At 41.5% G+C, this 21,100-nt stretch carries 19 protein-coding genes and 1 riboswitch; of the genes, 10 read left to right on the forward strand and 9 right to left on the reverse strand.

Going from position 1 to position 21,100, the window contains the following annotated elements; all coding sequences use genetic code 11:
- Positions 1-31: 31 nt before the first annotated feature.
- The 4 genes from tnpC to AC5YCD_RS13400 form a co-directional block, all read right to left on the reverse strand.
- Complete coding sequence (gene tnpC / locus AC5YCD_RS13385) at positions 32-1,636, reverse strand: IS66 family transposase (protein WP_496128784.1); 1,605 nt, start codon at positions 1,634-1,636, stop codon at positions 32-34.
- Between the two features lie 74 nt (positions 1,637-1,710).
- Positions 1,711-2,046: an IS66 family insertion sequence element accessory protein TnpB gene (tnpB, locus tag AC5YCD_RS13390; RefSeq protein WP_164709242.1), complete on the reverse strand. Its 336-nt coding sequence runs from the start codon at positions 2,044-2,046 to the stop codon at positions 1,711-1,713.
- The gene (gene tnpA / locus AC5YCD_RS13395) at positions 2,043-2,426 is read right to left on the reverse strand and encodes an IS66-like element accessory protein TnpA (RefSeq protein ID WP_218999213.1); all 384 of its coding nucleotides are present in this window, start codon (positions 2,424-2,426) and stop codon (positions 2,043-2,045) included. The genes tnpB and tnpA overlap by 4 nt, the downstream gene beginning before the upstream one ends.
- 45 nt (positions 2,427-2,471) lie before the next feature.
- The gene (locus tag AC5YCD_RS13400) at positions 2,472-2,669 is read right to left on the reverse strand and encodes a hypothetical protein (RefSeq protein WP_496130505.1); all 198 of its coding nucleotides are present in this window, start codon (positions 2,667-2,669) and stop codon (positions 2,472-2,474) included.
- A gap of 399 nt (positions 2,670-3,068) precedes the next feature.
- On the opposite strand from AC5YCD_RS13400, the gene AC5YCD_RS13405 reads away from it, so the two are divergent.
- The 5 genes from AC5YCD_RS13405 to AC5YCD_RS13425 all read left to right on the forward strand — a co-directional run bounded on the left by AC5YCD_RS13405 (position 3,069) and on the right by AC5YCD_RS13425 (position 7,522).
- Positions 3,069-4,061, forward strand: a complete 993-nt coding sequence (locus AC5YCD_RS13405; protein ID WP_496130506.1) for an acyl-CoA dehydrogenase — start codon at positions 3,069-3,071, stop codon at positions 4,059-4,061.
- Positions 4,049-4,828: a PIG-L deacetylase family protein gene (locus AC5YCD_RS13410; RefSeq protein ID WP_496130507.1), complete on the forward strand. Its 780-nt coding sequence runs from the start codon at positions 4,049-4,051 to the stop codon at positions 4,826-4,828. The genes AC5YCD_RS13405 and AC5YCD_RS13410 overlap by 13 nt, the downstream gene beginning before the upstream one ends.
- Positions 4,822-5,421, forward strand: a complete 600-nt coding sequence (locus AC5YCD_RS13415; protein WP_496130508.1) for a class I SAM-dependent DNA methyltransferase — start codon at positions 4,822-4,824, stop codon at positions 5,419-5,421. Before AC5YCD_RS13410 ends, AC5YCD_RS13415 begins: the two co-directional genes overlap by 7 nt.
- Positions 5,418-6,101, forward strand: a complete 684-nt coding sequence (locus tag AC5YCD_RS13420; protein ID WP_496130509.1) for a glycosyltransferase family 2 protein — start codon at positions 5,418-5,420, stop codon at positions 6,099-6,101. Before AC5YCD_RS13415 ends, AC5YCD_RS13420 begins: the two co-directional genes overlap by 4 nt.
- A gap of 218 nt (positions 6,102-6,319) precedes the next feature.
- Positions 6,320-7,522 (forward strand): MFS transporter, encoded by a 1,203-nt coding sequence (locus AC5YCD_RS13425; RefSeq protein WP_496130510.1) that lies wholly within the window; start codon positions 6,320-6,322, stop codon positions 7,520-7,522.
- Here AC5YCD_RS13425 and AC5YCD_RS13430 read toward each other — a convergent pair.
- Both AC5YCD_RS13430 and otsB read right to left on the reverse strand, forming a co-directional pair.
- A complete protein-coding gene (locus tag AC5YCD_RS13430; protein ID WP_496130511.1) occupies positions 7,519-8,907 on the reverse strand; it encodes an alpha,alpha-trehalose-phosphate synthase (UDP-forming) in 1,389 nt (462 codons plus the stop codon). The two genes, AC5YCD_RS13425 and AC5YCD_RS13430, sit on opposite strands and share 4 nt — an antisense overlap.
- The gene (otsB, locus tag AC5YCD_RS13435) at positions 8,904-9,683 is read right to left on the reverse strand and encodes a trehalose-phosphatase (RefSeq protein WP_496130512.1); all 780 of its coding nucleotides are present in this window, start codon (positions 9,681-9,683) and stop codon (positions 8,904-8,906) included. Before otsB ends, AC5YCD_RS13430 begins: the two co-directional genes overlap by 4 nt.
- A gap of 236 nt (positions 9,684-9,919) precedes the next feature.
- Positions 9,920-10,030: riboswitch (guanidine-I (ykkC/yxkD leader) on the forward strand.
- Positions 10,031-10,059: 29 nt separating this feature from the next.
- On the opposite strand from otsB, the gene AC5YCD_RS13440 reads away from it, so the two are divergent.
- Genes AC5YCD_RS13440 through uca form a run of 3 tightly spaced genes read left to right on the forward strand, consistent with a single transcriptional unit; the run spans position 10,060 to position 15,085 of the window.
- Positions 10,060-10,797, forward strand: coding sequence for an urea amidolyase associated protein UAAP1 (locus AC5YCD_RS13440; RefSeq protein WP_496130513.1), 738 nt, complete (start codon positions 10,060-10,062; stop codon positions 10,795-10,797).
- Positions 10,798-10,812: 15 nt separating this feature from the next.
- Positions 10,813-11,475 (forward strand): urea amidolyase associated protein UAAP2, encoded by a 663-nt coding sequence (locus AC5YCD_RS13445; RefSeq protein WP_496130514.1) that lies wholly within the window; start codon positions 10,813-10,815, stop codon positions 11,473-11,475.
- Positions 11,476-11,479: 4 nt separating this feature from the next.
- A complete protein-coding gene (gene uca, locus AC5YCD_RS13450; protein ID WP_496130515.1) occupies positions 11,480-15,085 on the forward strand; it encodes an urea carboxylase in 3,606 nt (1,201 codons plus the stop codon).
- Between the two features lie 1,036 nt (positions 15,086-16,121).
- Here the strand turns inward: uca and nadS are convergent.
- Positions 16,122-16,394 carry a NadS family protein gene (gene nadS / locus AC5YCD_RS13455; protein ID WP_496130516.1) on the reverse strand — a complete coding sequence of 91 codons (273 nt, stop codon included), beginning with the start codon at positions 16,392-16,394 and terminating at the stop codon, positions 16,122-16,124.
- Positions 16,387-16,707: a type II toxin-antitoxin system RelE/ParE family toxin gene (locus tag AC5YCD_RS13460; RefSeq protein WP_496130517.1), complete on the reverse strand. Its 321-nt coding sequence runs from the start codon at positions 16,705-16,707 to the stop codon at positions 16,387-16,389. The genes nadS and AC5YCD_RS13460 overlap by 8 nt, the downstream gene beginning before the upstream one ends.
- Positions 16,708-16,960: 253 nt before the next feature.
- Between AC5YCD_RS13460 and AC5YCD_RS13465 the strand changes: the two genes are divergently transcribed.
- Positions 16,961-17,707 (forward strand): SDR family NAD(P)-dependent oxidoreductase, encoded by a 747-nt coding sequence (locus AC5YCD_RS13465; RefSeq protein WP_496130529.1) that lies wholly within the window; start codon positions 16,961-16,963, stop codon positions 17,705-17,707.
- Positions 17,708-17,775: 68 nt separating this feature from the next.
- Positions 17,776-18,711 carry a helix-turn-helix domain-containing protein gene (locus AC5YCD_RS13470; RefSeq protein ID WP_496130518.1) on the forward strand — a complete coding sequence of 312 codons (936 nt, stop codon included), beginning with the start codon at positions 17,776-17,778 and terminating at the stop codon, positions 18,709-18,711.
- Positions 18,712-19,091: 380 nt separating this feature from the next.
- Here the strand turns inward: AC5YCD_RS13470 and AC5YCD_RS13475 are convergent, their stop codons facing one another.
- Complete coding sequence (locus AC5YCD_RS13475) at positions 19,092-21,008, reverse strand: alpha/beta hydrolase (RefSeq protein ID WP_496130519.1); 1,917 nt, start codon at positions 21,006-21,008, stop codon at positions 19,092-19,094.
- Positions 21,009-21,100: the final 92 nt, after the last annotated feature.

Consider the following 21,100-nt stretch of genomic DNA (forward strand, 5'->3'; position numbering starts at 1 on the left):
GTAAGCATCCGCTGAACCCCATACCTATTTTTTAATTTTGGTCGGGTTGCCACCGGTGTGGCAGTAATTCTTCAATTTGGGTCACTTTGTGTGTCGGTAGCCTTTTCAGCACATCACTTAAATAGGCATACGGATCCAAGCCATTGAGCTTTGCTGACTGGATTAAAGTCATGATATTGGCAGCTCGTTGGCCACTGCGCAGCGAGCCAGCAAACAGCCAGTTCTTGCGTCCTAAGGCCCAAGGTCGCATCTGATTCTCTACCCAATTATTGCAAATCGGTAGATTGCCATCATCCAGATAGCGGCTTAAAGCTGGCCAACGCTTCAGCGTGTAATTGATGGCCTTGGCGGTGGGAGAACTCGATGGCACCGTCAGTTGATGTTGGTTGAGCCATTCATACAGTTGTTGCATCACCGGTTGACTATGCTGTTGTCGGTATTCGCGGCGCTGTTCTGCTGTACCATCGGTCTTTTTTCTGAGTTCTGCTTCTATGGCATACAGTTTCTGAATCAGCACTAATGCCTGTTCAGCGACCTGACTTTTTTTGGTCACATGCAGTTCATGGAATTTACGACGCGCATGCGCCATACAGCCCACCTCAACGACCTGGCCTGATTTAAAGCGTGCTTTATAACCACTGTAATCATCACAAACCAGATGACCCTGCCAGTTTTTCAGGAACGCTTCAGCATGCTGACCTGAACGACTATCCTGAAAGTCATAGATCACGGCTTGAACCGGATTGTACTGTGTGGTGGCATAGGCCCAGACATAACCTTTCTTCGGTTTTTTCTCATCATCACCCATCCGCATGATGGTGACTGGTGTTTCATCTGCATGCAGCACCCGCTGTTGCAGCACCACCTGTTTTAAGGCATTGGCCAGAGGTTCCAGTTCTACACCGCAGCGACCTATCCAGTCAGATAAAGTGGATCTGGACAGATCAATGCCAGCCCGCTGATAGATCAGGCGCTGACGGTACAGCGGTAAATGATCGGCATACTTCGATACCAGCACATGGCTGAGCAGTTCAGGACTGGCAATACCTTTATCAATCACATAGGCGGGCATCGCTTGCTGAGTCAGGGTATCACACTGATCACAGACCCATTTGCCACGGACATGCTGTTCCTTGTAGAACTGTGCCGGTCTGAAATGCAGTTTTTCACTGATATCTTCGCCGATACGACGTAACTGGCAGCCACAACTGCATTGGGTTGATGCAGGTTCATGCTCAATACGGATGGTGTGTAGATGATCTGGCAGCAGTCGACGTTTAGGTTTGTTGACTGTGGCTTTCTGTGTCGCTGCATCGGTTTTATCTGCATTTAATCGTTCTAATTCCAGATCAACGGCTGCGATATCTTCTTCGACCGCTTCGTCCCATAGATGGATTTGTTTTGCGGTGAGATGTTCGTTTTTACTGCCGAATTTATGCTTTTTAAACAGCGCCAGTTCATGCTCGTATTTTTGATTGAGAATAGAAAGATGCTGAACTTTGGCATCCAATTGCTGGTTTGATTTTTCTAATTCTTGATTTGATTGTGCCAGAGACTGATGCTGCATTGCCAACTGCTGGGTAAATTCCAGCAGTTGTTCATGGGTCAGTTGGCTTAAGTCAGGCAGCGTATTCATGATCGCAGTATGCCTGAGGTCATGACGCAGAGGAAATAGAACGTTTGGAGAATAGCAGAATAACCGAGCTTGGTTTAGAGCATTGTGACCACTTGCTGTCGTCCAATGCGCTGCCAGGGCAAACCCTGGATTAATGCCTGTAACTGTTCCGGGTTGAGGGCCACGGTTTCACCTTGGTGAACTTGAGCCCAGTGGAATTTTCCCTGTTCCAGCCGCCTGGCACACAGCCAGATGCCCAGTCCATCATGTACCAGCACTTTCATACGATGGCCACGTTTATTACAGAACAGGTAAGCACAATGCGGTTTAATGTAGCCAAAGGCTCTCACCACCTGAGCCATGACAGTATCCATCCCTGCTCGCATATCCAGAGGTTGGGTAGAAAGCCAGATTTCATCAATGCGGATCATGTTGCCAGTGCCTTGAGTAATTCTGCTAAAGCAGATATTTCTGATACTTGCCATTTCAAGCCAATTTCTGCTTTTGAGTGGGGTAAAGTAATTTGAACCTTTAACATGTCAGTAGGAGTAGGATCTAATGGTGCAGAGCAAGATAAGGCAATAAATGCAGGTTTATTCGGTAGTGGTGAGCGATCACTCCCTGGCTTAGCATCAATTAAGCGAATCCATTTGGATACAAGATTTGTATTCAATCCATGTTGCAAAGCGACCGAAGCAATTGAAACGTCCGGTGCTTTACAAGCCTGAACGATCTGCTGTTTAAATTCAGCACTGTATGTTCTTCGTTTTTTCGCAAGAGATGCGATGGATGTCTGGTGATTTGTAGTCATAAATTTTAGTCCCCACTTGTTTTTAAGTGGGGACTAAATTAAGGCTTATAGGATGAATTCATAAGGTGTGTTCAGCGGACGCTTACGCTTTAATGCTGCTTTTTGATAACCGATTGCTAGCTCACTCGGTACTTGAGCGTGAGGATTGTTGTCACTAGAAGCTTGAGATTGTTGTGGATTTTGATCACATGCACTCAGTAATACAGTTAAACTCGTAAGCGCAGTAAGGTATTTAATTTTCATGTTACATTTATACTTATGTCGATTTTTAAAATATAAACAGCACACTGACACAAACAAAATCTTAAATTCTGCTATGCATATCTTAAATTTAAAATCGATTTAAAAGCCAGATAGGTTGTTGATATTTAATTAAAAATAAAAAATAAAATAACACACCCTTGGATATCTCTTTTTAGCGCAGTTTTAGATTTTTTTATGCTAAGACTAAATATTCATTAAAGCAGATAAAAATTAATATAAAAGCTAAACCCTCAATCTAAGCGTTTTTTTGGAAAAAACCGCACAAAATCAAGCGATCACTATTACAAAAAACTTAATAAATACCACGATTAAATGACGTTCTGTGTAAGCCCCTACGCTTACACTCGAAAGAGAAACGAAAATAATAAGTATGAGCATATGTCAGTACAGGAATTTATTCAAAGAACAACACAAGCCGAACGACGCGATCAAAATCATATGACTGCTGCAGTGAATTTACAAAAACTCATTCAAGCCAGCACAGATATTGCCCACCCAGGTGAAGGGCATACCTTATCGCGTTGGCAAACGCTGTCTCAAGTGGCAGCGACGGATTTGAATTTAGTGAAATGGTTTGAATCTCATCTCGATGCACTGAGTATCTTGCATGAACTTGGTTATACAGCTGAACATGATGCGATTTACGCGGTATGGGCAGCAGAAGGTGGTCCACAACCTTTGCGTGTTCAAGATCATCACTGCTACGGAATGAAAGCATGGTGCTCAGGGGCTGGAATCGTCGAAAAGGCGCTGATGACCTATCGTGATGAACAGCAACAATCACAATTAATTTTAGTAGATTTACGTGATGCCAATATTCAAATTGACCATAGTGTTTGGCAAGCCGTAGGAATGGCACAAACTGCCACTGCAAATATTAGCTTTGATCATGTCGCAGTCGAAAAAATTGCGGGTCCAAATGCTTATCTTGATCGACCTGGTTTTTGGCACGGCGCTGCGGGCGTGGCAGCATGTTGGTATGGGGCAAGCAGTCGCTTAGCACAACAGCTGTTTAATCAGCTTCAAAACAAGCCGCATCCCTTTAAAGCCATGTATTTAGGTGAAATCAGCACCGCGCTACACATCAATCGGCAGTATTTTTATGAGATTGCGCAGCGTATTGATCAATCTCCTCATCAGACGCACGAATATAAGATTCGGATGCTACGTCAATTTACAGAGCAAACGGCACGTCTTGTAATGGAAAAGGTTGGACTGGCCCTGGGGGCAGCACCTTATTGTCAGGATGGACATTTTGCCCGACTGATTGCAGATTTAAGTGTGTTTATTCGTCAAACCCATGGGGCATTTGATCTTGCGCAAATTGGAGAGCTTACGATTGAACAGGAGATAGAACAATGGACATTATAAAACACGATATTGTAGATGACCGCGTTATTTTTGGGGATGGGACCAGCACGCAAGTGTGGGAAAATTGGCAGGGTTTGCAACAACTTCCTGCACTGGATTTAAAACATGCTTTTCCTCAGCAACGCCGTGTCTGTATTTTAGCCCCACATCCTGATGATGAGATTTTAGGCTGCGGCGGCTTAATTCAACAACTGATTGCGCAAGGCAATCCAATTTTGATTATTGCAGTGACCAATGGTACCGCAAGCCATCCACATTCAAAACAATATACAGCACAAGATCTCGATCAACTGCGACCACAAGAAACCTTGGCGGCTTTAGCGCATTTAGGCGCCACCGATCAAGTGCAACGCATTGCACTCAATTTACCTGATGGTCAAGTCTATCAACAGAAAAACTCTCTTTATTTAGCACTCGAAAATATTATTCAAGATCAAGACATTTTAGTTGCAACCTTTGCACAAGATGGTCATCCAGATCATGAAGGTACTGGAAAAATTGCAGAAAAATTTGCACGTGATCATGGATTAGTGTGTTATCAAGTTTTAATCTGGGCTTGGCACTGGGCTAAACCCAATGATGAGCGTATTCCTTGGCAACGTGCCCAGCGTTTAGATCTTAGCTCACATCAACAAAACAAGAAACGTCAGGCGATTGATCATTTCAAAACTCAAATTGAGCGAGACCCAACCACCATGAATGCTCCCATTCTTTCGCAACAGGCGATTGAACGTATTTGCAAGGCATGGGAGGTCTATATATGCTAAAAACCCAAGTTTATTTTGATCAAATTTATGCGGAAGGTCATGACCCTTGGGGTTATGAACAGCGCTGGTATGAGGCCCGTAAGCGGCAAATTTGTCTGAGTGTATTATTGCAGCCAGAATATGACAATGCCTTAGAGATCGGTTGCAGCAATGGCGTGTTTAGTGAAGCATTGGGACAACGTTGTCACCAATTGCTGTGTTTAGATGGGCATCCTAAAGCAGTTGAGTTGGCACGGCGCCGTGTTGCGGCTTATCCTCATATTCGCATCGAACATGCTTGGGTACCTGAACACTTGCCCAACCAGCGCTTTGATTTAATTGTGGTGGGGGAAATCTTATATTATCTTGATCCTCCTCAACTTCAGCAATTAATCACTTGGCTGAATCAGCATCTTCATGAGACTGGGACTTTATTATGCTGCCACTGGCGACATCCGATTGAAGATTTTGAACTCACTGGCGATCAGGTGCATCAAGTACTCAGGCAGCAGCTACAACTTGAGCACTATTTAAATGTGACCGATCCAGATTTTTTAATTGATGTCTGGTCTAAATCTAACTTAAGTCTTGCCAAACAAGAGGGCTTAATATGATTGGTGTCGTCATTCCTGCCTGTAATGAAGAAGACAATATCCAAGCCTGTTTGCTTGCGGTAAAGCGATCTATTGCGCAGCTCAATGCCAACATTGAAGTCAAAATGGTGGTGGTTTTAGACAGTTGTGAAGATCAAACATTACAACGTGTTGAGGATCTTGATGTTCATTACTTGTGTTGCAATGTGCGCTGTGTAGGGCAGGCACGTGACTTAGGGGTACGCTATTTAATTGATCAAGGCGTGACGTGGATTGCATGTACGGATGCCGATAGTTGTGTGTACAGCGACTGGTTAAACCAACAACTCTCACACCAACCAGCTGATTTAATTTGCGGTGTAGTGGTGATTGACGATTGGCAGGATTTATCTTCACAAACACAAGCCCTGTATAAAGCGCATTATCAAGATCGTATGAATCATCGTCACATTCACGGTGCGAATTTAAGTTTTAGCCGCGAAGCCTATTTAAAAGTAGGGGGCTTTCAGGGCTTAAGCTGCCATGAAGACGTTGATTTGGTACAACGTATGCTCTCTGAGCAGTGTCAGGTGGTGTGGAGTAATCAAGTCCGTGTGGCGACCAGTAGTCGCCTTGATGGCCGTGTGGATGAAGGGTTTGCCCATTTTTTAAAAAACTTACAATACAAACAGCAATTATTGAAAAAAGTGAGCAACTCATAGAATTAAACTCTAAACCTAAGTTGATGTTTATTCAGTGAAAAATAACAAGCAAACGCTTTTGTTTAAATTTACTTAAAAATAAGCTGTATTTTAGCCAGAACTGTGTATAATTTCGCCAAATTACCCCTGCATAGATTATTTTTTAATCTAATTTTGCAGGGGTTTTTCTATGGAATTTCTGCAATTGGATGCTTTATTTTGTTGTGTCGGGTTATTACATGCTTCAATCCAAAACCATTGCGCTGCAATCAGGCGTCCAATTACAGCGTTTATCTGCTCAGCGCTTAGCCACCTTACTGTGCTTCTTTAGCTTAGGGTTTTCTACGGCAGCTTGGGCACCGTTAATTCCCTTTGTGCAACAACGCTTAATGTTAAATCACGCCGATTTTGGTGGCTTATTATTGTGTGCAGGTATTGGCTCAATGCTGGCGATGCCTGCCACAGGCTTTGTGATTCAAAAAATTGGCGGGCGTGCCATTATTGCCACTGCTTTAGCCTTATTTATTCTGGTGTTACCTGCATTAGCAATGGTGCCCAATACTTGGCTACTGGCAGCGAGCTTATTTACCTTTGGTGCAGCAGCGGGCAGTTTAGGCGTTGCAATTAACTTACAAGCCGTGATGGTGGAAAAGCAATACGCAAAAAACATGATGTCGAGCTTTCACGGCATGTGCAGCTTAGGTGGCTTACTCGGGGTGATGAGTATGACGGCTTTACTCGCTTTAGGCGTTACCCCCTTGATAGCAGCGCTTAGTCTGGTGGCACTCATTTTATTGCTTGCCTTGATTGCTGTCCCTAAATGCTTAACCAAAACCGAGCAACAAGAGCCTGAGGTGAGCACACCTAAAGCAAAACGCGGCCTACCAAGTGCATTTGTTGCTCTCATTGGCGTCATGTGTTTTATTGCCTTCTTATCTGAAGGCTCTGCGATGGATTGGAGCGGAATTTACTTAACCCAAGAATTTGGTGTTCAAGCGGCTTATGCTGGGCTTGCCTATACCTGTTTTGCGGTGACCATGACCATGGGGCGTTTTGCAGGACGTCAAATTCAGCAATTTTTAGGCGAAACCAAGACCATTTTATTCAGTGCCTTAGCAGCAGGTTTAGGTTTAGCGACTGTAATTTTGGCCCCGCATTGGCTGGTTGTATTACTCGGTTATAGTATTTTGGGATTAGGCTGTGCCAACATCGTGCCGATTATGTTTTCCCGTGTGGGGCGCCAGAATCAAATGCCAAAAGCAGCAGCATTATCTTATGTCTCTACCTTTGCCTATACAGGTTCACTTTTGGGTCCAGCATTGGTCGGTTTAGGCAGTGAAGTGTTTGGCTTAACAGCAGTCTTCATGGTGATTGCGATCGGTTTAAGCTTAATTGCTGTGCTTAATCAATTCACGCTCAAACAAGAGCGCCGTGCGATTTAAACGGCACTCTGGCGTATTCCCGTGACACTTTTTAAATCTGTTAAAAAGTGTTCACGCCAATCCTCAATATCCTCATTATCAATCCCCTCCATCAAAGCTTTATAGCGATGCATACGTTCTGCTAGAGACATGGTCAGCGCTTGGTATAAGGCTTGTTTTAAGCTTGTGGCATCATGAGGATCCACAATTAATGCCTCATGCATTTGTTCTGCTGCCCCTGCATAGCGCGATAAAATAAGAACGCCTGGATTGTGTGGATCTTGGGCAGCAATATATTCTTTGGCCACCAAATTCATGCCATCTTTAAGCGAGTTGACCCAACAGATTTGACTTTTGCGATATAACTGCATTAATTCATGATGGGCTAACATTTGATTGGTTAAGTAAATCGGTTGCCAAGTTGCTGTTTTTAAATCCTGATTGATAGCACGAATGCGCTGATTGACCTGTTCAAAAAGTTTTTTATAAATAGGCACTTCCATTCGACAAGGACACGCGATTTGTATCGCAGCAAAACGACCTTGCAAGGATTTTTCACGGAGTAAGGCTTCAATCGCATCCACACGTTCAGGAATCCCCTTAGAATAATCTACGCGTTCAGCAGAAATCACTAAAGGTTGATCTAGATTTGGACAAGGATCAAAATAACGTTCCAACTTTAAACTATTGCCTTGTGCGGCCTTTTGAATCAACTTGGGATTTACACCAATAGGATACGCCTGAATCAGCACCTGTCGTTTTTTCTGGACAATCATATTGTCTTGAAGGCTGCTATGCAGTAAGTCTTTATAAACCTGTAAACAGATTTTTTGGTCGGCTTTGGTTTGCAAACCCAACACATCATATTCTAATAAGTCATGTAATAGGGGCGTGGCAACGCTCAGCTGCTGCCAATATTGCAATTGACTAAATGGAATATGCAGGAAAAATCCGATACGATTTTTAAGCCCTAATTGGCGACAATATTTGGCAATACTGAAAAAATGATAATCATGCACCCAAATAATATCATCAGGCTGGGCAATGTTTGCAATCTGTTGCGCAAAGCGCTGATTAACTTGCTGATAAATGGCATATTGCTGTGGATCTTCACGCATTAAATCGCTACGGCTATGCAACATTGGCCATAATGTATTATTGGCAAAGCCAGAATAAAAACCTTGATATTCAGTTTCAGTCATTGGCGTGGTGAGATAGAGTACTTGCTGCTGTTGCTGCTCACCAAACTCAGGCAACTGACCATCTTGAATTTGCTCACCATTCCACCCCAGCCAAATCCCGCCTTGATCTTGCAAAGCATCATTCAGGGCCACCGCAAGCCCCCCAGCCGTTTGCTGGCTATTGGGTAAACTCACTCGATTAGAAAGCACAATTAATCTACTCATAGCATGTTCCTGTTCTTGTAATGAATTATTTTTTTTGTAAATTGTTCTAAGAATTCTGCGCAGTCTATGACGTTGTCAACGCGATACTGCGCTTGGGTTGCACCTTGACCCACCTTAATACTTACACCACCCATTTGATTGACAACGCCAAAACCATCTTCATCAGTGACATCATCACCAATAAAAATCGGACAATGCTGCTGCAAGGCTAAAGTATGGTGTATACGTTGGATCGCATTGCCTTTATGGGCGGCTTTGGGGGCAATTTCCCAGACACATTGACCTTGTTTAAGATAAAAATCTGGAAAATCTTGCACAATTTGCATGGCGATTTGGGCAGCTTGTTGTGCTGATTGAGGATATTCACGGTAATGCAAAGCCACTGAATAATCTTTGTATTCTTGCCTTAACGCAACACCTTGACAGGCGTGTGTCACAGATTGATGTAAGGCTTGAATCTGATCAGCTTTGATATCTGGGAGGTATCTTTTGCGTTTTAAATACAGATCTAAACCATGACTCGCTGCAATATCCACATCTAGACCGGCGACGAGTTGCTGAGCTTCTGCTAAGCAGCGACCTGTGACCAAGATTACAGGATGATCCAAGGCGATGAGGCAACTTAAAAGATGTAAGGTTTTTTCAGGAATGAAGCTCTGTGTGGGATCAAGCTGAAACTCGGCTAAAGTGCCGTCAATATCTAAATAAAGCACATAGTGTGCATGAGGTGGCATGGTATCTAGAAAATGTGAGACAGCATGACAAGTGGTCGGCATTGTAATGATAGAGCTTTATTAATAGACAGATGTCTTGTTATAGCAGTACTCAGAGCTAAAAAGTTGATTCAATTACAAACCGCTAACACGCGGACTATTTAAGCTTACATCTGTTCTTTTTGGCACACTGCGCCCCAAAATGGAACATGATTTTTGTCTGATTGTGCTTTTTAGTATGATAAAAACAAAAAAACGTAATACTAATTTGGCACAGCCTTTGCATCTATCAAGCTCATCATAAAGTGATCTAGGGTTCCGATACATAAAATGAGTGTATGTCTGAGACCGAGAGTTCACGGCGAGAAGAAGTACTGATCGCTACACGGAGGGATAAAAGCCCGGGAGGTAAACCGTTAAAAGCTTGAGGTAGATGCACATGAGCACAACAACTTATCACGAAGATCAAGTCCTTTGGACTGAACGTTTACCGGGTGGACATCACTGGTCTGCACGCATTCAGCGCGGCGCAGTCTTACAACTCAAATCCTTAGGCAAAAATGCCAATGTCGCGCTGTACTGCGTCAATAGTGAAGATAAACTTGAACGCTACAACATGCCAGACAGCTTAAAAGGGCAACACACGGCATTTTTAAGCACAGGGCACATTTTAGCTTCTGATTTAGGTCGAGCGATGATCTCGATTGTCAAAGATGATCACGGTTGGAATGATGCTTTTTGTGCACCAAGTACTGCTCAACAAATTGAACAACAATTCGGCACGAAAACCTTTCAAGATGCTCGTAATGAGATGTACCGTAACGGCAAGGACTCTTTACTGCTTGAGATGACTAAATTTGGTTTATCTGCAACCGACCTCAGCAGTACTTTAAATCTATTTTCAAAAGTTCAACCTGATGACAATGGCAACTTAAGCTATGTGGCATCTGACAATACTGATCAAGTGATTGAGCTGCGCTTTGAAATGGATTGCTTGGTGTTTTTATCGAGCGCACCACATGCTTTAGACAATAGCGCCGTGTATGCACCTGCCGATATCGAATTAAATCTGTATAAAGCACTGCCTTTAGGCGACAGCGACATATGTCGTGATTCATGCCCGCAAAATCAGCGTGCTTTCCAAAATAACAATCGTTACTACGCACTCAGCGCTTAATTGGGGGAATACAACATGACTGCACTTGTGAACTCACTACAAAATCATGAAAAAACAGTGTTAAGCGAAGTCTGTCCTGCTGGTGAAGCATGGATGTGCGAAGTCAAAACAGGACAGTATTTCCGTATTGTTGACCTTGAAGGCAACCAAGCGGTTGATACGCTTTTTATCTCCGCTTCAAATCCTGAAGAGCGTTATAGTGCAACAGATACCTTAGCGATTAATCAACAGATTTATTTAGAAAAAGGCACGGCTTTATATACCAACTTTGGTAACAAGATTGCCACCATTCACGATGACAACTGCGGTCGCCATGACACATTGGGCGGTGCGTGTTCATGTGAAAGTAACACGGTGCGTTATAGCTTGGATAAATATCCAATGCACAGTTGCCGCAATAATTTCATGATTGCCTTGTCACAGCATCCGATAGCCAAAAAGCATGGACTAAATGTGCGTCATATCGGTCCAAATATTAACTTCTTTATGAATGTACCTGTAACAAGTGAGGGACATTTGAAATTTGATGATGGTATTTCTGCACCGGGGAAATATGTGCAGATTAAAGCCGAAATGGATCTCATCGTCCTTATTTCAAACTGCCCGCAGTTAAACAATCCATGTAATGCCTATAACCCAACCAAAATTCAATTGATCATCCGTGAAGGCGAGGAATAAGAAAATGTTCAACAAAGTTTTAATCGCCAACCGTGGTGCAATTGCGTGTCGTGTCATTCGTACCTTAAAAAAATTAGGGATCCAATCTGTTGCGGTGTACTCTGAAGCGGATCGTGACTCTTTACATGTGACTTTAGCGGATGAAGCCATTTTTATTGGCGATTCCCCTGCAAGCCAAAGTTATTTAAATATCGATAAAATTCTAGAAGTTGCCAAACAAACAGGCGCACAAGCCATTCATCCCGGTTATGGTTTTTTATCTGAAAATGCAGAATTTTGTGATTTATGTGAAGCACAAGGTATTGTCTTTTTAGGGCCAAATTCCAGCCAAATGAAATCATTTGGTTTAAAACATACCGCGCGTGAGTTGGCGATTCAAGCCAATGTACCGTTACTTCCGGGTAGTCAATTGCTTGCAGATGAAGCTGAAGCGTTATTGCAAGCCAATCGTATTGGCTATCCAGTCATGCTGAAAAGTACCGCAGGCGGTGGCGGAATCGGTATGCGTTTGGTCTGGAATGAAGACGAGCTGAAAGATGCTTATGCAACTGTATCCTATTTAGCGCAAGCCAATTTTAAAGATGCAGGTTTGTACTTAGAGAAATTCGTGCAAAATGCCCGTCATATTGAAGTGCAAATCTTTGGTGATGGTCACGGCTTAGTCTTAGCTTTGGGCGAGCGTGATTGTTCGGTGCAACGTCGTAACCAAAAAGTGATTGAGGAAACACCTGCACCACATTTAAACGATGAACAACGTGCCTATATCCAAGATGTTGCGATTCAATTGATGCAGTCGGTAAATTACCGCTCGGCAGGTACGGTTGAATTTGTCATGGATACCGACACCCAAGAATTCTATTTCTTGGAAGTGAATACTCGTCTGCAAGTCGAGCATGGTGTCACCGAACAAGTGTTTGGTGTGGACTTGGTTGAATGGATGGTAACGTTAGGCAGTGGGGATTGGACGCCACCAACAACTCAACTTGAGTCACAAGGTCATTCGATTCAAGTTCGTCTCTATGCCGAAGACCCAATTAAAAACTTCCAACCAAGCGCAGGTTTACTGACGCATGTCGAGTTTGATGCCAATGCCCGTAATGAAACGTGGGTGGAAACAGGCTCTAACGTCTCATCATTCTATGATCCAATGATTGCCAAAATTATTGTAACCGCAGATGATCGTGAGGCTGCGATTCAAGCCATGACAGATACCTTGGCGAAAACCCAAGTTGCAGGGATTGAAACCAATCTTGAATATCTACAAAACATTATCGACTGCGATGTCTTTAAAGCAGGCACACAAACCACACGCTTCTTAAATACCTTTGAGTGGAAAACTCAGAAAATTGAAGTGCTCCAAGCCGGCATTCAAACCGCCGTGCAAGATGTCACAGGTCGTTTGGGCTATTGGGATGTCGGTGTTCCGCCCTCAGGTGCGATTGATCCATTGTCTTTAAATGTGGCAAATCAACTGCTTGGCAATGCCTATAACACTGCAGGTTTAGAATGTACCCTACAAGGACCCAGCTTAAAATTCCATTGTGATAGTCAAATTGCCATCACGGGTGGTGAAATGTCGGCAACACTGGATGGCGTAGCCGTACCGATGTGGCAAACCGTCAACGTCAAAAAAGGGCAAATTCTAAAATCAGGTAAAATTGCCACAGGTTGCCGTAGTTATATCGGCATTAAAGGTGGTTTGAATGTGCCTGAATATTTAGGTTCACAAGCGACCTTTACCTTAGGTCAATTTGGCGGTCATGCAGGGCGTAACTTACTGATTGGCGATATGCTTCCAATCACGGCATTTACATCGACTGAAACGAAAACGCTTGCACCTGAACAAATTCCTGCATTCTCAAATACATGGGAAATTGCGGTGATGTATGGTCCACATGGTGCGCCTGATTTCTTTACCAAACGTGATATTGATTCTTTCTTTGCGCAAGAGTTTGAAATTCACTTTAACTCAAGCCGTACAGGTGTGCGCTTAATTGGTGAAAAACCTGAGTGGGCACGTACTGATGGTGGTGAAGCAGGTCTGCATCCATCGAACATTCATGACAATGCCTATGCGATTGGTGCCATTGATTTTACAGGCGATATGCCAATTATTTTGGGGCCAGATGGTCCAAGTTTAGGCGGATTTGTCTGTCCTGCGGTAATCGTCAGCTCAGAACTGTGGAAAGTGGGTCAACTGAAAGCAGGCGATAAGGTGAAATTTGTGCCTGTCAGCTACCATCAAGCCAGCATTTTAAATGAAAAATATCATGCCATGCTGAATGCTGAAAACACGGCATTGGTAAATTTTGATGAAGCCTTTTATGCCGAGAAAAATACTTTAGAAACACCTATTTTAGACACTTTAAAAGCTGAAAATGGTGCGCCTGATGTGGTGTATCGTCCTGCAGGTAACAACTATATGTTGGTCGAATACGGCGATTTAGTGCTTGATCTAAATTTACGTTTCCGTATTCATGCCTTAATGCAGTGGGTCAAAGATCAAAATATTCAAGGCATTATTGATTTAACCCCTGGGATTCGTTCTCTACAAATTCATTTTGATTCAATTCAACTTGATCAAACTGATTTACTGCGTTTATTGCAAGTGGCGGAAACTGAATTGCCAGATGTGACAGAAATGCAAGTGCCTTCACGTACCGTGTATTTACCGCTTGCTTGGGAAGATTCGCAAACGCAATTGGCAACCGAACGTTATATGCAAACCGTACGACATGATGCGCCGTGGTGTCCTGATAACGTGGAGTTTATTCGCCGTATTAATGGTTTAGATTCTAAACAAGCGATAAAAGACATTGTATATAGCACCAATTATTTGGTGATGGGTTTGGGTGATGTGTATTTAGGTGCACCTGTGGCAACACCGCTTGATCCACGCCATCGTTTGGTGACCACAAAATATAACCCTGCACGTACATGGACGCCTGAAAATGCCGTGGGTATTGGCGGTGCCTATATGTGTGTTTATGGGATGGAAGGCCCGGGTGGTTATCAGTTCGTGGGTCGTACCACGCAAATGTGGTCACGTTACCGTAAAAACCCTGACTTTGAACAAGGCATGCCGTGGTTATTGCGCTTCTTTGACCAAATTAAGTTTTATGAAGTGTCTGAAGCAGAACTGATGCAGATGCGTGAGGACTTTAAAGCAGGGCGTTTAAAACTTCGTGTTGAAGAAGGTGTGTTGAACTTAAAAGAATACAATGACTTTTTAACTGAAAACCAAGCGTCTATTGCCGAATTTAAATCGGTTCAACAAGCCAATTTTGATGAAGAACGTCGTCGCTGGCATGAAGCAGGTTTGGCTGAATATGTGTCTGAAAGCCTTGATGCTGTGACGGATGACAGTGATGTTCAAATTCCTGATGGTGGTTGTGCAGTGGAGTCGCATATGCCGGGTTCAATCTGGAAAATTGAATGTCAGTCAGGGGATATTGTGGAAGAAGGTGCAACTTTGGCCGTGATTGAAGCAATGAAAATTGAGATTCCAATTATTGCGCCTGAGCGTATGAAGGTTGAAGACATTGTTATTGAAAAAGGGCAGACAGTGAAAACGGGGCAGGTGTTGTTTACGTTGGCGCCAGTGGCTTAAAGAATTCTCCCTAACACTCCTTACCCTCCTTTTTAAAGGAGGGAATTTGCTTTCTTTACTGGATATGACAGATGAATACCGTCCGTATATGGGGGTATTAGTGCTTGCTAATAATGACAATTGTCGCTGTTATAATTTTAATATAGCCGCCACGCTTAGTTCTTCTTAGGAAGTCCGCGCAACCTTGGCGGTTTTTTACGTCTACAAATCAGCTAATTATGTTAAAAGATTAAATAAAAACAATTACTTAAACTAGTAAAGATACAACAGGCGAAGAACTGGGTATACATAGCAACATCGCTACTGCGAACAGCAAAGTAAATGAAGTCCCAGACTTACAAGCGATTTTAGAACAACAAAAGATCATTGCAGATGCGACATCGACAATAGTTGCAGTAAGACAAACCCATTCACAAAACCAAATTAAAGCTACTACTAAAAAAACCACAGTATTGGCAACAGAATTTTATGATCAATTGAGTCCAGAAGATCAAGAGAAATTAAAAACAACAGTCAAAGAAGCATATTTATGCTTTCTTCTTTCTATAATAGAGATAAACGCCGAGTTGTAAAAAAATTAGATACGCTAATTCTCTTAAGATAGTTCTGAAAATATCAGATTCTGACCAGATAGCACTGATGATAAAGAATATCGTTATGATAAATAAATGTAGGTATAGAGGCTTTTCATTTTGTTCTGTATTGGAGCATGATGCATTGAAATACCCAAGAGCTATTAAACCAATTATTCCTATGGGAACTGCGACATAAAAACTGAAATAAATTGAGTGAACATTATCAATAATAAAAGTGACGATAACTGTAAGTACCATTAATGCTAAGCATGATAGAAAGAAATTTTTTATATAAAATTCAGGAATATAATATTTAGGCATATCACAAATTGTAAATGATTATTATTTGTGATTATATGGTTTTTGATAAGTAATTAAAACTTAAAATTTTCTAAAATTAATATAATACAGATTATACGAAGTCAAAAATGGGAGCTAAGCTCCCATTTTTGATGACTTTTTTAAATAAGGCCAGGATGTGCATCTAAGATTCGAATTAATGTTGCTGCTGGTCCTGTTGGATAGCGTCGGCCTTGTTCCCAGTTTTGCAGAGTACGATGGCTAATCTGGAGACGTGCTGCAAATTCGCTTTGACTTAAACCAGTTTTTTCTCGCACTTCCTTAATATCTGGTAATTCAAGCTCGGTTGTTCGACTTGCCTGGATCTCTTTGCGCTTGATTGCTCCTGCTTCTTTAATCGAAGCGACTAAGTCATCAAATAAGTTGTTATCCATGAAATTGCTCCTTCACGAGTTGGCGTAGTATAGCGGTTTCTTTATCCGTTAAATTATCTTTTACAGATTTTGGATAAGCCACCAAAAAAAAGATTTGATCATCCTCATTTACCCAATAGTAAATTACTCTGATACCGCCACTTTTACCTTTATTACCTTGAGCACAACGTACTTTCCGAATGCCACCGCCATTCTTGATTAAGTCACCTTTATCTGGCTGAATCAATAGATCTTGTTGAAGTTGACGATATTCCTCATCAGATACAAGGTCTTTAATTTGCTTGGTAAAGATACTGGTTTCAATGAATAACATAGATTCTTTATACGTCAATGGCGTATAAAAGATTCTAGCATTTTCTGTATCAAAAAACGAGAGCTGGGGCTCTCATCTCGTATAATCGTCATTATCTTAAATAGATTGAATGTAATCATTCTAAACTTATTTCATAATTGGCGTGATTTACCATATTGATGGCGTAATTCGATTTATATAGAAAATGAAAAGCCTCTAATATTGATTTATACATAATCAACATGAAGAGTTTCGAATGTAAAATAAAATTGCACTGATCACAGGTGGAGCATCGGGTATTGGTAAAGCAACCGCAATAAAGCTGGTGTCACAAGGGACTACAGTTATTATTTCTGGTCGACGTGCAGAAATAGGATTAAAAGCAGTTGAAGAAATAAAAGGCTTCGCAAAAAATAATGCTCAGGTACGATTCATTCGTAATGATGTATCAAATGAAGATGATGTCAAAATTATGATAGATCAAATCGTGCATGAATTTGGACGTTTAGATATGGCTGTCAATAATGCTGGTATTTCTAATGAGACCTCAACCATCAATTTATCAGATACGAACCTGTATAAAGAGATGATTAATACTAATATTTTAGGCGTTTATTTCTCAATGAAGTATGAAATCATTCAAATGCTTAAACAAGGTCATGGATCTATTGTAAATCTTGCGTCAATTGCTGGCTTAAATGGTATTCCATGGGCAGATACATATGCTTCGACTAAACATGCAGTTGTAGGGTTAACTAAGTCTTCAGCAGTTGACCATGCTTCTCATGGTATCCGTATTAATGGTGTAGCACCTGGAGCTGTTAAAACAGACATTATTGCGAAACAATTAGAGGGGGGAGATGCAAATTATAATGAAGCGAACATCAGCGCAATGCACCCTATGAATCGTTTAGGAAAACCAGAAGAAATTGCGAATGGCATTGCTTGGCTACTTTCGGATGAAGCCAGCTTTGTTACGGGACATATTTTAAGTATAGATGGCGGATTCCAAGCAAAGTGATATCTGAGAATATAAAATTACCAACAGCATTTTGGTTAGCAGTAGAGCGGCTTAGTTTAAGCCGTTCTATGTTAATTAAAGAAGCAGATCTACCCTTACATGTTGCACGTGATGATGCACGGATAACAACCCTACAGTTTTTTAAACTGTGGCAAGCCTTAGAAAATTTTAAGGGTAAGAATGTTGGGATTAAACTTCTTCAAGTATTGGATAGCGGAAACTTACCACCGTCTTTTTTAGTAGCATATCATGCAAAAAATTTACGTGATGCTATCCAACGTGTTTCGCGATTTAAGGCTTTATGCACCCCCGAAGAATTATTCCTAACAGAAGATAAAGGGTTACTCTGTATCACAATTAAATGGCCTACTGAACAGCTTAAACCGCCTCATGCACTTATAGATGCCACAATTGCTTCTTTAATTTACTTAGCTAGAGAAGGTACTCAGCAATTGGTTCAACCTGCCAAATTAGATTTAAATCGTGACATTGCAGATGTTTTTACAGGATTTATTAACTGCCCGATACACTGTAACTCAAGTGAGAATAGAGTGTATTTTTATCAAAAAGATTTAGATCTTGGTTTCCCTAGCTACAACGATGAATTATTAAAGATTTTAGATGCTGCGTTGGAAGTAAGTTTGAATCAACAAAGCGCAGGTTTAACAGTTTCTGAGCAAGTTAAATGGCTATTGCGAAGATCTTTAACTGCGGGACGACCTGAACTAAGAAGTGTTGCAAAAGAACTATCCATCAGTCAGCGGTCATTGCAAAGACATTTAAAGAATGAAGGCGCAAGTTTCCAAGCATTACTTTCTGAAACTAGAAACCAGCTCGCTTGTGAGTATTTATTGGATTTAAGCCTAGATCTTGCTGAGATTTCTTATTTACTTGGATATGAAGAGCAAGGATCATTTTTTCGTGCATTTCAGGAATGGGAAAACTCAACACCTACAAAATGGCGGGAAGCACATCTTAACGAAGTATTGAAAGTGAAAAAATAATGAAAATTGTCATCTTTGGTGCCGGTGGCATGGTGGGAGTAAAAAACGAATTTTGGAAAGTGCAAAAGTCATTTTGAAAGATTGTTTTTCTGAGGATGTGCATTTAACAAAACTAGCAGCAGAGCTAAATGTGAAAAGATTGTAAAGCTCACTTTGAATAAGCTCGAAACCCTTTTAGACAATCTAAAAAACTCCGAAAAACAAATTCAGTGGATCTGTGTATTTATATAAAGTGAAATTGAAATCAGTAGGGTATCGTTTGGTCTATCAATTCATTGATGAAAACGTTTTAGTGCTTGTTTTAGACATTGACCGAAGCGATACCATTTATAAAAAGATATAAAAAAACCGCATAAAGCGGTCTTTTTATTGATCTTAAATTAGGGCTTCTGATCCAAATGTTCATGCAAAATTCGTCTTAACTCCAAAATCGTTTCAGGTTTGGCATGAATCGAATGCCCACCTTTAAAAACCTGTTCAGACTGTGCACCTTCTAAATGCGAACTTGCATAGGGCACAATCCCATCGGACATTCTTTGCGGAGTATCAAATTTGGTGGCATTGCCCAGAATCGAATGATAAGGCAAACCTGCTTTAGGCATGATCTGATGGGTTAATTGCATAAAACGTGAGTTGGGGCTTAAATCATCCGGTCCTGAATGAATCAAACCTTGTGTACTATTTTTAGCATCTAAGCGCACATCTACTTGCTCAAAAAAAGACGTTGGCAATTTAACCAATTTTTTGGCCCATTCAACATACCACCGATCAGTCAAATCGCTGCCACGGTGCGGTGCTGCGACAAATACTGCACGGCTAAAAGGTAAATCTGCTTTGAATTGGAAACGCTCCGCAATCACTGGATTTTGTTGTAAACGACTATATTGCTCGTAATTCATCAAAGGAATCGCTTGCTTAGAAATATCAGCATCACTGACCAATAAGCGACTAATAATCCCACCCATGCTGTGTCCAATCAACACTGCGTCTTTGGCAGAGTTTGAATTGGACTCAACTTGAGCAAATGCCTGTTGAAGTAAGGCATGAATTTGGAAGCGACTCTCAAAAATTGGCATATTGGTAGAATAGGCCATCATCCATACTTGGTAATTTTCTCTTAATACCGGATCACCCAAAATATTATTGGTTAAATTGACCCAAGTTTCAGGGCTACTGGCCAAACCATGCACCAAAACAATCACTTTCTTGTGTGGTTGGTAAGGCTCTAAGCGGTATAAATGCGGCATACGCAAAGCTTCAGCCCGATCCAGCAAGCTCAAATATCCAACTTTACCCAATTTATTATGGGCTAACCAGTACGCAAAGGGCGCCGTGTAATTTGCTGTTAAGGTATATTCTTGCTCATTTAAGCGTGCCAATTGATGTTGATAAGGATTGTAGACACTTAACTTGAGAGGAGTTTGACCTGAAATAATATCTGTGGCAGATGCTTTTGCATCAATCGGTTGTAAAGTAGCTGTAACCGTTAAATATTGCGGGTAATGTAACCGAGGATTCTCTCGATTTTTGTAATAATTTGCAGGATCAACAATGAAATCATTGGCGACTTCAGGTTCAGCAGCTCTAGCTACAACAAATTCAGCCCCTAAGCCATCTTGTCGGTTGATCTTACTAAAACCAGAAAAATTGAGCGTATAACTTGACTGTAATGCATCTATCTCAAGCGCTTTAAGTTCAGGATAATTTTGCGTGTCGATGTGATAGAGATGTTGTCCAATATAAAATTGCGCTGGCAATGTTTTAAAGCGCTTGGTTTGGTATTGCAAACTAATTAAACGTGATAAAGCATAGTTATATAAAGTGCGAACCTGCATTTGACGCAGATCAAAGGCATGCTGATGAGGGTGGGTGCCTGCTTTAAATAAATAAGCATAACTATAACGTAAGCTTAAATCTAAAGCGGACAAGGTCTGCTGAGTACACGCTTTGGTTTTACAGTGCTGATCTAAGGACAAAGCGTGGGCTAAATAAAGCTCACTTAAAGCACTATAACGCTCATGTGCCGGAATCACCTGTTGGGCACTAATCGCATGGCTACACTGTTGAAACTCACGAAAGCAGCTGGTGTCGCTATAAGCGCTCATGGCCAATAAACTTTGTGTGTCGGCACTTAATTTTGAACTGCTAATAATGGTTTGACTACGCTGTTGAATGGCTTGTTCGATTTTATTGTGTTGAATGTTGACCAATTGACAACCACTGACACTCAGTACACTGGCGCTGAGTATGCCTAAGTAGATTAATTTTTTATTTATTTTAAAAAGATTAGTCATCATAAAACTTAAGCCATAACATTTAATGCTTCATTTTAACTGCTTCGAGCTCACTTGAATATGCTCCTCTGCTCCAAGTAAGCAAGGTGTCTAGG

This window comes from Acinetobacter sp. CY05, from assembly GCF_059515805.1.